This is a genomic window from Kitasatospora arboriphila (assembly GCF_039528095.1).
Classification (GTDB): domain Bacteria; phylum Actinomycetota; class Actinomycetes; order Streptomycetales; family Streptomycetaceae; genus Kitasatospora; species Kitasatospora arboriphila.
This window is the reverse complement of sequence record NZ_BAAALD010000061.1, coordinates 16,411-29,577: the sequence shown is the minus strand read 5'-3', so window position 1 is coordinate 29,577 and position 13,167 is coordinate 16,411. Positions and strand designations below refer to the sequence as shown.

The 13,167-nt window shown below is 72.3% G+C and carries 11 protein-coding genes; 3 read left to right on the top strand and 8 right to left on the bottom strand.

The features are described from left to right. Nucleotides 1–104 precede the first annotated feature (104 nt). Nucleotides 105–1,313 (bottom strand): glycosyltransferase family 2 protein, encoded by a 1,209-nt coding sequence (locus ABD353_RS26620; protein WP_344626211.1) that lies wholly within the window; start codon nucleotides 1,311–1,313, stop codon nucleotides 105–107. A gap of 381 nt (nucleotides 1,314–1,694) precedes the next feature. On the opposite strand from ABD353_RS26620, the gene ABD353_RS26615 reads away from it, so the two are divergent. Then, nucleotides 1,695–2,498, top strand: coding sequence for a LamG domain-containing protein (locus ABD353_RS26615; protein WP_344626210.1), 804 nt, complete (start codon nucleotides 1,695–1,697; stop codon nucleotides 2,496–2,498). A 13-nt stretch (nucleotides 2,499–2,511) separates the two neighbouring features. On the opposite strand, the gene ABD353_RS26610 is transcribed toward ABD353_RS26615, so the two are convergent. From ABD353_RS26610 to glnA, 3 genes are all read right to left on the bottom strand, one after another. Beyond that, complete coding sequence (locus ABD353_RS26610; protein WP_344626209.1) at nucleotides 2,512–2,760, bottom strand: hypothetical protein; 249 nt, start codon at nucleotides 2,758–2,760, stop codon at nucleotides 2,512–2,514. 343 nt (nucleotides 2,761–3,103) lie between these two features. Beyond that, nucleotides 3,104–3,511, bottom strand: a complete 408-nt coding sequence (locus tag ABD353_RS26605) for a hypothetical protein (RefSeq protein ID WP_344626208.1) — start codon at nucleotides 3,509–3,511, stop codon at nucleotides 3,104–3,106. 966 nt (nucleotides 3,512–4,477) lie between these two features. Next, nucleotides 4,478–5,839 (bottom strand): type I glutamate--ammonia ligase, encoded by a 1,362-nt coding sequence (gene glnA / locus ABD353_RS26600; RefSeq protein ID WP_263105680.1) that lies wholly within the window; start codon nucleotides 5,837–5,839, stop codon nucleotides 4,478–4,480. 212 nt (nucleotides 5,840–6,051) lie between these two features. Between glnA and ABD353_RS26595 the strand changes: the two genes are divergently transcribed. Further along, nucleotides 6,052–7,806, top strand: coding sequence for an NAD+ synthase (locus ABD353_RS26595; RefSeq protein ID WP_344626207.1), 1,755 nt, complete (start codon nucleotides 6,052–6,054; stop codon nucleotides 7,804–7,806). Nucleotides 7,807–7,833: 27 nt separating this feature from the next. Here ABD353_RS26595 and ABD353_RS26590 read toward each other — a convergent pair whose 3' ends face one another. The 4 genes from ABD353_RS26590 to ABD353_RS26575 form a co-directional block, all read right to left on the bottom strand. Next, entirely contained in the window at nucleotides 7,834–8,400 is a 567-nt protein-coding gene (locus ABD353_RS26590; protein WP_344626206.1) for a maleylpyruvate isomerase N-terminal domain-containing protein, read from the bottom strand. 79 nt (nucleotides 8,401–8,479) lie between these two features. Then, nucleotides 8,480–9,475, bottom strand: coding sequence for an endonuclease/exonuclease/phosphatase family protein (locus ABD353_RS26585; protein ID WP_344626205.1), 996 nt, complete (start codon nucleotides 9,473–9,475; stop codon nucleotides 8,480–8,482). 187 nt (nucleotides 9,476–9,662) lie between these two features. Further along, nucleotides 9,663–10,334 carry a TetR/AcrR family transcriptional regulator gene (locus tag ABD353_RS26580; RefSeq protein ID WP_344626204.1) on the bottom strand — a complete coding sequence of 224 codons (672 nt, stop codon included), beginning with the start codon at nucleotides 10,332–10,334 and terminating at the stop codon, nucleotides 9,663–9,665. A 23-nt stretch (nucleotides 10,335–10,357) separates the two neighbouring features. Further along, entirely contained in the window at nucleotides 10,358–11,956 is a 1,599-nt protein-coding gene (locus ABD353_RS26575) for an MFS transporter (protein WP_344626203.1), read from the bottom strand. 277 nt (nucleotides 11,957–12,233) lie between these two features. Here ABD353_RS26575 and panB point away from each other — a divergent pair, with 277 nt between their 5' ends. After that, nucleotides 12,234–13,100, top strand: coding sequence for a 3-methyl-2-oxobutanoate hydroxymethyltransferase (gene panB, locus ABD353_RS26570; protein ID WP_344626202.1), 867 nt, complete (start codon nucleotides 12,234–12,236; stop codon nucleotides 13,098–13,100). The last annotated feature ends 67 nt before the right edge of the window (nucleotides 13,101–13,167 follow it).

Sequence of the window (13,167 nt, the reverse complement as noted above, 5' to 3'; positions counted from 1 at the left end):
TACGGGCCGCGGTGTTGGGGCGCTCGGGTGGTCGATCCAGGGGCGCGTGGGGGCACCTCCCGGCCCCCGCGCCCCTGAATCGACCACCCGGGCGACGACAACTGCTAGACGAGCAGCAGCGTCCGCCGGATCCGGCGCCACGGGAGGGCGGCGAACGGCACCGCGACGGCCAGGGCGATCCCGGCGGCGGCCAGGCCGGTGTCGCCGCGGACGGCCCCGAGCAGGGCGGTGCCCCAGCCGGCGCCGGAGCCGAGCAGGCCGAGGGCCCGGCGCCGGCGGTCGGAGATCGGGGTGACGACGGTGCGCCGGCGCTGACGGCCCGTCCAGGAGACCAGGTGCCGGCCCAGCACCCATTCGCGGAACATCACCCAGAGCGCGAAGGCGGTGCCGAGCGTGCCGACCAGCAGGTAGGCGGGGTAGCAGGCGAGCGCCCGCCGCACGCCGAGCTGGAGGCTCGCGGTGGTGAGGGTGACCGCCGCCATGACCAGGAACCACGAGCCGAACCAGCGCACCGCGTCGAACTCGGTGAACCCGGTGGCCAGGTGGTAGAGCAGCGAGACGTAGCCCGCGGCCAGCAGGGCACTGTCGACCATCATGGCGCCGAAGACCTTGGTGAAGCCCCAGCTGCGGAAGAACAGGCCCTTGTGCTTGTCGATGGCCTGGGCCCAGCCGGAGGCCCAGCGGTGGGTCTGGGCCCAGTACTCGCGCCAGCCGCGGGGGTCGCGGACGGCGACGAACTCGCCGCGGACGAAGCCCGCCGGGCGTCCGTGGCGGTTCATCTTGAGCGCGAGTTCGACGTCCTCGCAGAGGCTGTCGGCGGACCAGCCGCCGACCGCGCGCAGGTCGTCCACCCGGTACAGGCCGGCCGAGCCGGAGAGCACCGCGACCCAGCCGTGCCAGGTCTCGACGATCCGGGAGATCCGGTGCGCCGAGGCCCACTCGACGGCCCGGGAGCGCTGGAAGAGCCCGGTGCTGCTGTGCGGGGTGACCGACAGGCAGACGCCGCCGTAGCCGTGCTCGTCCATCACCCGCAGGCAGGTGTCGAAGACCTGCCGGGAGGCGAAGTAGCCGTCGGCGTCCAGCAGCGCGACATGGCTGGTGGTGACCCGCTCCAGGGCGTGGTTGAGCGAGCGGGGCTTGCTCGCGAAGCCGACCTCGATGACCTCGGCTCCGCATTCCGCGGCGATCCGCGCCGTCCCGTCCGTGCACGAATCCGCAATGACGAGGACTTTCTGCGGCGGCACGCTCTGAGAAAAGGCGGATTCCACCGCGATCGCGATGAAATCCGCCTCGTTGTGTGCCGGAATCAGCACGGTGACCGAATTCGTCACCGGCGCGCGAACCACTTCACTGCCGCGCCGACCGCGGTGGTCGCACCCCCGATGGCCAGCATGGCGAGCGAGGCGACACCGGTATGGGCGAGTCCGTACATTCCCTTTGCCTCCTTTGTTGTTCCGCCCGCGGACGGGTTCCGCCCGACGGTTCCGGCCGACCGGGGAGATGGTGCGGTCCGGTGAATGAGTCAGATGTACCACGCAGCCGTCGGCTGTCAGCTCATCACACAGCGCAGCCGTCGCGACTCTCCGCCAATTCATCCGGTCAGCTCTGGATACGGGCATCGGCCGGGCCGACCGCGCATCGTGAAACCACCGGAGCCCCGCCGTCAGCCGGACGGCCGCCGGTCGAGGAGGGACATGCACCCGCTCCATCTGCTGCTGGCGGCCGCGCTCGCCGCGGTCCCGGGCGGCGCCCACCGCGCCGTCCCCGCACCGAGCCGCATCGTGTTCATGGACACCTTCGCCACCCTGGACGTCGGCCCGGGCCGCACCTGGGGCTGGCAGACCGCCGCCTACTCCCGGTGCACCGACAGCAGCGACAACCCGAACGCCTGGAAGCTCGACCGGCTCACCACCGCCGCGCTCTCCACCGCGTCCGGCCACCTCGTCATCACCGCCACCCCGCGGCCGGACGGCGCCTGGAACACCGGGCTGCTCACCACCGGCGACTCCTGCGGCTCCGGCGGCGACGGCGTCCAGGTCCGCACCGGGGACTTCCTGCTCGCCCACATACGCCTGCCGCAGGCCGACACCGGCACCTGGCCCGCACTGTGGACCTGGCGCGACGGCCACAACGAGGTCGACGTCTTCGAATGGCACGCCGACCGGCCGGAGAACATCGAGTTCGTCAACCACGTCCGCAGCGGCGACACCGTCTTCACCGCGCCCTACGTCGGCGCCGGGAAGTGGATCTACATCGGTGCCAGGTTCGGCGCCGACAACACCACCTGGTACATCGGCACCGACCGCAACCGCCTCACCGCCGCCTTCGCCGACCACACCGGTGTCGGCCCCGACTTCGCCGCCTACTTGATCCTCAACCTGTCGGTCAGCGACGGCGCCTTCCACTCCCGCCCGCCGGGCAGCACCCCCGCCACCCTGGAGTCCGACCTGGTGATGATCCAGCGGCCGGCGCCGGTCGGCCTGCCCGACGCGCCCTGACCGGCCGCGGCGCCTACGCCACCTGGAGGCAGTCGCGCCCGGACGTCCCGGCGCTCGACAGGTACGTCCCGGCGGATCCGCCCCCGGCGACGCTCAGCAGCTCCATCCCGTGCCGGCCGCCCGGGCCGTAGCCCAGCGCGGTGAGCCTGCGGCAGAGCTCCGAGGCCTGCGCGTGGTCGGCGCCCGCCACCGCGCTCACCATCAGCGAACGGCGGGGTAGTCCGGACGGCGAGGGCTGCACCAGCACCGTCCCGTGAGCCACGCCCGGCAGGCAACGGACCTCCTCCGGGACGTCCTCCACCACCGCGCCGGGCGCCGTCTCGGCAGCCGGCTCCTCCGAAGCCCCCGGCGCGGCCGGCGGCGCGCACGAGGGCCCCACCGGGACGGGGGCCGGCCGACCGGAGTCCGCCGCGGCCTCCCCGTCCGCCCCGCACCCCGTCACCGTCATCGCCACCAGCCCGGCAGCCGCCACGGCCGCCCACGCCAGTCCCCGCACGCGCATTCCCCGCCCCCGAGCCCGTTCGAACCAGCGATGATCATATCGACGCCGGTGCGGTGTGCTCGGACGTCGCACCCGGCGGCCCCCGCCACCGGCCGGGCGGCGCCTACTGCCCCGCCCACCGCCGAAGTCTCGCGACGGCGTCCGCCTTCGCGGCAGCCGCTCCGGACGTCTCCCCCCGGCTCGCCACGAAGGCGCTGATCGGCGTCCACCGCATCCGCCCCGCGGGCGGCCTCCATCTGACGGCGGGAAAGCCGGTGATCCCGACGACGTACTGCCGGGGGATCACCCGCGTCCACAGGTAGCCCCGCACCGTGAGGTGGCCACCCCTGCACGTCACGCCCAGCCGATAACCCCGCACCCCGAGGACCGCCCCGCCGACCACGACCACCCCGGCCACCAGGCGCGACAACCCACCGGCGGCCTCCACCGCGTACACGAGGCCCCCGATCGACGGCACCAGCCCGAGCACGGCATTGGCGACGCGGTTCACCCCCGACGGCGACAGCTCCATGATCCTCCCGCCCTTCGTCCGCACTCGGAGGGTTCCCGCCGTGGGGACTCCCCGCGCCCACCACCCGGCGTCCACCGCACCGCCGTGACGCTCCGCAGCTACCGCCGCCGCGCCCTCCGACGACTCACGGCCACCAGGCGCACGGCGTAGAACGCGACGAACAGCACCGGCAGCACCTGCTGTGGTCTGCGGCTACAGCACCTGCAGGTTCTTACGGAGCAGACTGTCCTTGACCTGCTCTGATGCCGTCAGCACCGGTTGCTCGGCCCACCTCACACGGCCCGTAGTCCAACTCATGCTTTAGGAGCACAGGCGTCAGCCACTTGGACTGACCTGGCCCGATACACGCCAGTCGGGAGGCCAGCCAGGCCGCGCCAACGCCCGCGGTTCTGCTGTTCCCCGCCTAACCGGGCACGGCTGTGGCACGCCGCTCCTAGACCTTGTGGAAGAGCTCTGGAGGTACGTCGGGCGGCATGGCGTTCGTGAGCGTCACGTACGCCGGCCCGTACGGTGTCTCAACGCACCAGTGTTCCCATTGGTCCAGCTCGTGCGAGATGTATCGGCGCATCAGACTGCGGAGCTGGTCCCACTCCGCGGCTGACAGGCGCCCTTCGGGTGCCACGTCATGATCCACCAGCCCCACAGTAGTGAGCCGCACTCAAGGCTGGAAGATGGTGGCTACTGCGGGATTGGCCCCCTTCGTCCCGAAGCAACCCGAGCAGGCCTGGGGCAGTACCGCTGACCTGCGCTAATAGTCTGCAACGTACGCAGTCGTCCGCCGAGGTACGGGTCCCGCTACAACGCGGGCGAGACACTCAACCCGACGGTGCGAGAGGGACACTCCTACCCTCATGGCCCACAGACGGCCCAGGAAGGACGAAAGCCCTGAAAACGCCTCTCGGGCCGGCGGATCGCATCCACCGGCCCGAGGGGCGTCGTACGCTGCAGGCCTGCTCCGGCCCGCGGTTACAGCACCTGGAGGTTCTTCCGCAGCTCGAACGGCGTGACCTCGGAGCGGTACTCCTCCCACTCCTGGCGCTTGTTGCGCAGGAAGAAGTCGAAGACGTGCTCGCCCAGGGTCTCGGCGACGAGTTCGCTGCGCTGCATCAGGTCGATGGCCTCGCCGAGGTTCTGCGGCATGGGCTGGATGCCCAGCGCACGGCGCTCCGCGTCGGAGAGGGCCCACACGTCGTCGTCGGCGCCGGCCGGGAGTTCGTAGCCCTCCTCGATGCCCTTGAGGCCGGCGGCGAGGGTGACGGCGTAGGCGAGGTAGGGGTTGCAGCCGGTGTCGAGGGAGCGGACCTCGACGCGGGTGGAGCCCTGCTTGCCGGGCTTGTACATCGGGACGCGGATCAGCGCGGAGCGGTTGTTGTGGCCCCAGCAGATGTACGAGGGGGCCTCGCCGCCGGCGCCCGCGGTGCGCTGGGAGCCGCCCCAGATGCGCTTGTAGGAGTTGACCCACTGGTTGGTGACGGCGGCGGTCTCGGCGGCGTGCTTGAGCAGGCCGGCGATGAAGGAGCGGCCGACCTTGGAGAGCTGGTACTCGGCGCCGGACTCGTGGAAGGCGTTGCGGTCGCCCTCGAAGAGGGAGACGTGGGTGTGCATGCCGGAGCCGGGGTGGTCGGAGAACGGCTTGGGCATGAAGCTGGCGTGCACGCCCTGCTCCAGCGCGACCTCCTTCATGACCAGGCGGAAGGTCATGATGTTGTCGGCGGTGGAGAGCGCGTCCGCGTACCGGAGGTCGATCTCCTGCTGGCCGGGGGCGCCCTCGTGGTGGGAGAACTCCACCGAGATGCCCATCGACTCCAGCATGGTGATGGCCTGTCGGCGGAAGTCGTGGCCGACGCCGCGCGGGGTGTGGTCGAAGTAGCCGGACTGGTCGGCGGGGATCGGCGCGGTGCCGTCGCCGGGGAGGTTCTTCAGCAGGAAGAACTCGATCTCCGGGTGGGTGTAGAAGGTGAAGCCCAGGCTGGAGGCCTTCTCCAGGGTGCGCTTGAGCACGTACCGCGGGTCGGCGAAGGACGGGGAGCCGTCCGGCATGAGGATGTCGCAGAACATGCGCGCGGTGCCCGGGGTCTCGGAGCGCCACGGCAGTATCTGGAAGGTGGTCGGGTCCGGCTTGGCGATCATGTCGGACTCGTAGACGCGGGCGAAGCCCTCGATCGCCGAGCCGTCGAAGCCGATGCCCTCCTCGAAGGCCTGCTCCAGCTCGGCGGGCGCGACTGCGACCGACTTCAGGAACCCGAGGACGTCGGTGAACCACAGCCGGACAAAACGGATGTCACGCTCCTCGAGCGTGCGAAGCACGAACTCCTGCTGCTTGCCCATGGGGACAGTCTCACCTCTGCTCTTTACGTCCGTGTTACGCCCGGCGGCGGCGGGCGGTGGCCGGAGCGGCGCTTGGTCCCGCGACCGATCCCATCATGTCGGATCTTCGCGCGGCGTCCACCTCTGGGTGGCCGCTGCCCACAGGGTGGACCGCGGGCCCCGAGGGGCACCCCCCGCGACATAACGTCAGTTAGACGATTACACTCGGGGCCATGCCGAATCTGCGTCTCGCCCTGTGCCAGAACGACCCCTGGGTCGGCGACATCGCCCGCAACAGCGACGAGGTGGTGCGCTGGACCCGGCAGGCCGCCGACGCGGGCGCCCAGCTGGTCGCCTTCCCCGAGATGGCCCTGACCGGGTACCCGGTCGAGGACCTCGCCCTGCGCGGCTCCTTCGTGGAGGCCTCGCGCACCGCCCTGGTGGAGCTCGCCGCCCGGCTGCGGGACGAGGGCCTCGGCGAGGTGCCGGTGGTGGTCGGCTACCTGGGCCGTTCCGACCACGACTCGCCGCGCCTGCACCGCCCGGCCGGCTCCCCGCAGAACTGCGCCGCGGTGCTGCACCGCGGCGAGGTGGTCACCCGCTTCGCCAAGCACTACCTGCCCAACTACGGCGTCTTCGACGAGTACCGCTACTTCGTCCCGGGCGACCAGCTGGTGGTGCTGACCCTGCACGGGGTGGACGTCGCGCTGGCGATCTGCGAGGACATCTGGCAGGACGGCGGCCGCGCCACCGCCGCCGGCGAGGTCGGGGCCGGCCTGCTGCTGGTGGTCAACGGCTCCCCGTACGAGCGCAACAAGGACGACGTCCGGCTGGACCTGGTGCAGCGGCGGGCCGCCGAGGCGGGTTGCACCCTCGCCTACCTGAACATGGTCGGCGGCCAGGACGAGCTGGTCTTCGACGGCGACTCGGTGGTGGTCTCGAAGGACGGCGAGGTGCTCGCCCGGGCCCCGCAGTTCGCGGAGCGGCTGCTGCTCACCGACCTGGAGCTGCCGGCCGCCTCCGCCGAGCACACCGACGGCCTGATCCTCACGGACGGGCTGCACCTGGTGCGGGTGGACCTCGGCGGCGAGCCGCTGCCGGCCCCGGCCGAGCCGGTCGCCGCGGAGGTCGCGCCGCGGCTGGACGACGAGGCGGAGATCTACGCCGCGCTGGTCGAGGGCACCCGGGCGTACGTGCGCAAGAACGGCTTCAAGTCGGTGCTGATCGGCCTGTCCGGCGGCATCGACTCGGCGCTGGTCGCCGCGATCGCGGTGGACGCGGTCGGCGCGGAGAACGTGCACTGCGTCTCGATGCCGAGCCGGTACTCCTCGGAGCACTCCAAGGACGACGCGGCCGAGCTGGCCCGCCGCACCGGCCTCAACTTCCGCACCGTGCCGATCGCCCCGATGTTCGACGCCTACATGGGCTCGCTGGGGCTGACCGGCCTGGCCGAGGAGAACCTGCAGTCCCGGCTGCGCGGCACCCTGTTGATGGCGGTCTCCAACCAGGAGGGCCACATCGTCCTCGCGCCGGGCAACAAGAGCGAGCTGGCGGTCGGCTACTCGACGCTGTACGGCGACTCGGTGGGCGCGTACGGGCCCATCAAGGACGTCTACAAGTCGCTGATCTTCCGGCTGGCGAAGTGGCGCAACGAGGCCGCCGAGGCGCGCGGCGAGGTACCGCCGATCCCGGAGAACACCATCAGCAAGCCGCCGTCCGCGGAGCTGCGGCCGGACCAGGTCGACACCGACTCGCTGCCCGACTACGACCTGCTGGACACCGTGCTCGACCTGTACGTCGAGGGTGACCTCGGACGGGACGCGATCGTGGCCAAGGGCTTCCCGCCCGAGGTGGTGGACCGGGTGGTCCGGCTGGTCGACACCGCCGAGTACAAGCGCCGGCAGTACCCGCCGGGCCCGAAGATCTCGGCCAAGGGCTTCGGCCGGGACCGCCGTCTGCCGATCACCAACCGCTGGCGCCGCGGCTGACCCTGCGGCCCCGTCCGGCGGGCCCGCTCAGCCGAGCGAGGCCTGCCAGGTCCAGGAGGTGCGCCGGGGCCGGCCGCCGAGGGCGGCCCGCCCGGTGCACCAGAGCAGGACGGCGGCCGGCTCGCCGCTCGGCGCGTCCGGGAAGAGCCGGGCCAGCACCGCGGCGCAGAGCGAGGCCGACGGGTGCCACTCGGCCCGCAGGCCGCGGGTGATGTCCCAGGTGTGCAGCAGGGTCTCGGCGACGCCCATGGCGGCGAAGCCGGACGGGTCGCACGGGCCCCAGTGCCAGGCCCTGGCCTCCGGTCCGCTGACGGCGAGCGCACCGACCAGCAGTCCGCCGGCGGCCCGGACGACCTGCAGCACCTCGTCCACCGGCGCCTCCCGGCGGACCACCAGGTCGAAGGGGAGGTAGCTCTCGCGGGGCCGGGCGGCGAGCTGGCCGGCGTAGGCCAGCAGGTCGTGTGCGACGTGCACGGCCGTCTCGCGGCACGTCCAGGTCAGCGGGCCGGCCTGGACGGACCAGTCGTCCTCCTCGTGGAGGACCAGCACGTCCAGCGCCGCGCCGAGGGCCCGGTCCACGTCGCGTCCGTCCATGCCTGCCATCGTCGCACGGCACGGCGGAACGCGGGCTCGAACGCCGCCCGCGCCGTCGGCGGCGGGGGCGGCGGGCCGGTCAGTAGCGGTAGGTGGCGGTGACGGCGCGGTGGTCGCTGCCGTCGGAGGACAGCACCTGCGAGTCGGTCGGGGTCAGCTTGCCCTTGCTGAGGATCTGGTCGATCCGTGCCATCGGGAAGCTGGCCGGCCAGGAGAAGCCGAAGCCGTCGCCGGCGGCGCCCTGCGCGGAGCGCATCTGCGAGGTGATCGGGGCCAGGCTGCGGTCGTTCATGGTGCCGTTGAGGTCGCCGAGCAGGATGACCTTCTTCAGCTGCTCGGCCTCGATGGCGTCGCCCAGGGCCTGTGCGCTGTGGTCGCGCCGGCCGGCCGTGAAGCCGCTCTCCGACTTGACCCGCACCGAGGGCAGGTGGGCGACGTAGACGGCGAGCGGGCCCTGCGGCGTGGTGACCTCGGCCCGGAAGGCGCGGGTCCAGCCGATCTTGATGTCGACCTCGTGGACGTCGCCGATCGGGTACGTCGACCACAGGCCGACGGTGCCGCGCACGGCGTGGTACGGGTACCGGGCGGCCAGCCCCGCGGTGTAGGTGGCGACCGCGCCCGGCGTGATCTCCTCCAGGGCGACGATCTCGGCGCCGGAGCCGTTCAGCAGCTTCAGGGTGCCGGCGGTGTCGCTGTTGGCGGCGGCCACGTTGTGGGTGAGCACGGTGAAGTCGCCGCGGCCGCCGCCCTTGTCGGTCAGCAGGCCGCCGAACAGGTTCAGCCAGACGATCGCCGGCAGCAGCACCGCGGTCAGCGCGGTCGCCGAGCGGCGCCACAGGCCGACCGCGAGCAGCACCGGCACGGCCAGCCCCAGCCACGGCAGGAAGGTCTCCAGCAGGCTGCCGAGGTTGCCCCAGCGGTTGGGGACGAGGGCGTGGCAGGCCAGCAGCAGCGCGGTGAGGACGGCGAGGCCGGCGGTGACCCAGCCGCGGCGCGGGTCCAGCCAGCGGCGGCCGCCGGCCGGTGGGGCCGGTGCGCCGTCGGCTGCTGCCACTGCCTCGTCCGCCTGCACCATGCGCCCCGCTCCTCCGCACCCGGCGTCTCGTACCGCCGGGATGGTCCGTGCCTCTTCCGGCCGCGCCGGTCGGGCGTGTGCGGCGGGTCACGGGGACCCGCCCGGCACACGCCCGGTCGTATTCTCGGCTCAGCCTATGACGGCATGGACGCGCGGGAGCCACCGGAAGGTTGCGGCACGCCCCCGATCAGCGGGAACGCCCTCCGGACGGCTGTGCGCCGACCCCGTTGAGGACGGCGTCGACCATCTGCTCCGCGAGGTCCGGGTCGTCCAGCGGGGCTTCGTCCCAGAGCACCGAGCGCAGCAGGATCGGGCCGATGATGATCTCGCAGACCAGCTCGACGTCGAGGTCCGAACGGAGCACGCCCTCGTCGACGCCGCGGCGGACGATGGCCCGGGCGAGTTCGCGGCGGGGTTTGACCACCTGCTCCTGGTAGGCCTCGCGCAGCTCGGGCCAGGCGTTCATCTGGCTGAGCGCGGACTTGAGCATCCAGCGGGAGCGCTTGGCGAGGCCGCGCTTGCGCATGTAGTCGACCATGCGGACGAGTTCCTCGCGGACGGTGCCGCCGCTGGGCTCGGGCAGCGGCGACTCCAGCCGGGCGACGACCTCGACCAACAGGGCCTCCTTGTTGGGCCAGCGCCGGTAGATGGTGGCCTTGCCGACGCCCGCGGCGGCCGCGATCCGCTCGACGGACAGCTCGGAGAGGCTCTTGCCGGACTCCATCAGGTCCTCGACGGCGGCGAAGATGGCCTGTTCGGCTGCCTCGCTGCGCGGGCGGCCCCGGCGCGGGGCGCAGAGCTCCGCGGCGGGGCCGTCCTCGTCGGCGCCGCATGCCGAGACGGTCGGTTCGGTGTGCATGGCGCCATTCTCTCCTGACGTGCTCAGACCCTGGTCGGGCGCGGCTCGCTGTCGGCCGGGGAGGCGTCCGCGGCGGGGCCGGCGGCCGGGGCGGCCGGTGCCCTGCCGGGCAGCAGCACCAGGGCGAGCACCACGCCGAGGGCGGTGATGCCGGCGGAGAGGCCGGCGACCACGTGCATGGCGTGCACGAAGGCGTCCTCGGCGGGGGCGACCAGGCCCGGCGTCCGGGTGCGGTCGGCGACCGCGAGGGTGGCCTCCAGGGACTCGCCGGCCTTCTCGCGGATGCCGGCGGGCAGCTTGTCGAGGTGGTCGCTCATGCCGTCGCGGTACACGGTGGAGAGCACCGCGCCGAGCACGGCGACGCCGAGCGAGCCGCCGACCTGGCGGAAGGTGTTGTTGATGGCGGAGCCGGCGCCGGCCTTCTCGCGGGGCAGCGAGCCCATGATGGCGACGGTGACCGGCGGCATGACGTGGGCCATGCCGGCGCCCATCACGAAGCCGATGACGACCAGGACCCAGATCGGCGTGGTGGTGCCGAGCAGCAGGTAGCCGAGGAAGCCGACCACGATCAGGGCCATGCCGCCGGCGCAGGTGGCGCGGACGCCGAAGCGGTCGACGACGAGCCGGGCGCGCGGGGCGAAGGCCATCTGGGCGGCGGCCAGCGGCAGCATCAGCATGCCGGACTGCAGGGCGCTGTAGCCGCGGACGCTCTGGGTGTAGAAGACGCCGAAGAAGGAGACGCCCATCAGCGCGAAGAACACCACGCCGATGACGACGACCGAGGCGGAGAACACCCGGTTGCGGAACCAGGTGACGTCCAGCGCGGGGTGCGCGGTGCGCCGCTCGAAGAGGACGAAGGCGGCGAGCGCGACCACGCCGACCAGGATCGGCACCCAGGCGCCGGGGGCGGTGAAGTCGGCGAGTTCGCCGCCCTTGATGATGCCGTAGATCAGCGCGACCAGGCCGATGACGGAGAGCACCACACCGATCGGGTCGAGCTTGCCGGGCTTGGGGTCCTTCGAGTTCGGCACCAGGACCGACATGGCGACCAGGGCGACGACCACGATCGGGACGTTGACCAGGAAGACCGAGCCCCACCAGAAGTGCTCGATCAGCAGGCCGCCGGTGATCGGGCCGATGGCGATGGCGAGGCCGACCGCGCCGGCCCAGATGCCGATCGCCTTCGGCTGCTCCTTGCGGTCGAAGACGTTCATGATGATCGCGAGGGTGGCGGGCATCACGAAGGCGCCGCCGAGGCCCATGACCGCGCGGAAGGCGATGAGCTGGCCGGGGCTGTCGGCGATCGCGGAGAGCAGCGAGCCGAGGCCGAAGACGGCCATGCCGCCGAGCAGGGACCACTTGCGGCCGAGCCGGTCGCCGAGCAGGCCGGCGGTGAAGAGCAGGCCGGCGAAGACCAGGGTGTAGGAGTTGATCGCCCACTCGAGGTCGCTCTGGCTGGCGCCGAGGCCGGTGGGGGCGGGCTGGGCGATCGTCTTCATCGCCACGTTGAGGATCGAGTTGTCGAGCACGACGACGAGCAGGGCGAGGATCAGGGTGCCCAGGATCGCCCAGCGTCGGCGGTGGACGGCTTCGGACGTGTGCGGTGGCGCAGCGGTGGTCATGGTGTGGATTCCCCGTCCGTACGAAAAAGACCTGTGCGGACTTACGAGCCGATGGCGTCTCGTAACCCGTTCGGCTCAAGCGTAGCCCCTTTTTCGATACGAGACGGACCCGTATCGCAAACTCTGGGTAAAGGGTTCCGGGCCGGACGGCGGGCGGAGCGTGACGGACGGCCCGTGCCCCGGGTCTTTGCGGCGGGCGGGCGGCGTGCAAGCATGGGAGCAGATCCGGGGACGCCGTACGGCGCCACGAGACGACAACCCTTCAGGAGCCTGTTCGATGAACGCTTCTCCGCTTCAGCCTGCCCAGTCGCAGGAAGGCACCGTGCTCTACGGCGGCATCACCAACCGGCGCGTGACCGTGCGCGACCTGGCCAGGGCCAAGCAGCACGGCGAGCGCTGGGCGATGCTGACCGCCTACGACGCGCTGACCGCCGGTGTCTTCGACGAGGCGGGCATCCCGGTGCTGCTCGTCGGCGACTCGGCCGGCAACTGCCACCTCGGCTACGAGAACACCGTCCCGGTGACGATGGACCAGATGGTGATGCTCTCCGCGGCCGTCGTCCGCGGCACCAAGCGGGCCCTCGTCGTCGGTGACATGCCCTTCGGCTCCTACCAGGAGTCGCCGGCCCAGGCGATGCACAACGCCGCCCGCCTGATGAAGGAGGCCGGCGTCGGCGCGGTGAAGCTGGAGGGCGGCGAGCGCAGCGCCCGTTCGATCGAGCTGCTGGTCGAGGCCGGCATCCCGGTGATGGCCCACATCGGTCTCACCCCGCAGTCCGTGCACGCCTTCGGCGGCTACCCCGTTCAGGGCCGCGGCGACGAGGCGGCCCACCAGTTGCTGCGCGACGCCAAGGCCGTGCAGCAGGCCGGCGCCTTCTCCGTGGTGCTGGAGGCGGTGCCCGCCGAGCTCGCCGCCCAGGTCACCGAGCAGCTGGCGATCCCGACCGTCGGCATCGGCGCCGGTGTCGGCACCGACGCCCAGGTGCTGGTCTGGACGGACATGGCCGGCATGACGGCCGGCCGGGTGCCGAAGTTCGTCAAGCAGTACGCCGACCTGCGGGCCGTCCTCGGCGACGCCGCCCGCGAGTTCGCGGCCGAGGTCACCGCGGGCACCTTCCCGGCGCCCGAGCACAGCTTCAGCTGACCCCGGACGGCCGCCGGCCGGCCCCGCCGCCGGGGGCCCCCCCCCCCCCCGCCCGGGCGGCGGCTCG

What these genes read in the sequence shown, in the direction of transcription:
- ABD353_RS26615 (WP_344626210.1), top strand. Translation starts at nt 1,695, where the DNA reads ATGCACCCGCTCCATCTGCTGCTGGCGGCCGCGCTCGCCGCGGTCCCG.
- ABD353_RS26605 (WP_344626208.1), bottom strand. Translation starts at nt 3,511, where the DNA reads ATGGAGCTGTCGCCGTCGGGGGTGAACCGCGTCGCCAATGCCGTGCTC.
- glnA (WP_263105680.1), bottom strand. Translation starts at nt 5,839, where the DNA reads ATGGGCAAGCAGCAGGAGTTCGTGCTTCGCACGCTCGAGGAGCGTGAC.
- ABD353_RS26595 (WP_344626207.1), top strand. Translation starts at nt 6,052, where the DNA reads ATGCCGAATCTGCGTCTCGCCCTGTGCCAGAACGACCCCTGGGTCGGC.
- ABD353_RS26590 (WP_344626206.1), bottom strand. Translation starts at nt 8,400, where the DNA reads ATGGACGGACGCGACGTGGACCGGGCCCTCGGCGCGGCGCTGGACGTG.
- ABD353_RS26585 (WP_344626205.1), bottom strand. Translation starts at nt 9,475, where the DNA reads ATGGTGCAGGCGGACGAGGCAGTGGCAGCAGCCGACGGCGCACCGGCC.
- ABD353_RS26580 (WP_344626204.1), bottom strand. Translation starts at nt 10,334, where the DNA reads ATGCACACCGAACCGACCGTCTCGGCATGCGGCGCCGACGAGGACGGC.
- ABD353_RS26575 (WP_344626203.1), bottom strand. Translation starts at nt 11,956, where the DNA reads ATGACCACCGCTGCGCCACCGCACACGTCCGAAGCCGTCCACCGCCGA.
- panB (WP_344626202.1), top strand. Translation starts at nt 12,234, where the DNA reads ATGAACGCTTCTCCGCTTCAGCCTGCCCAGTCGCAGGAAGGCACCGTG.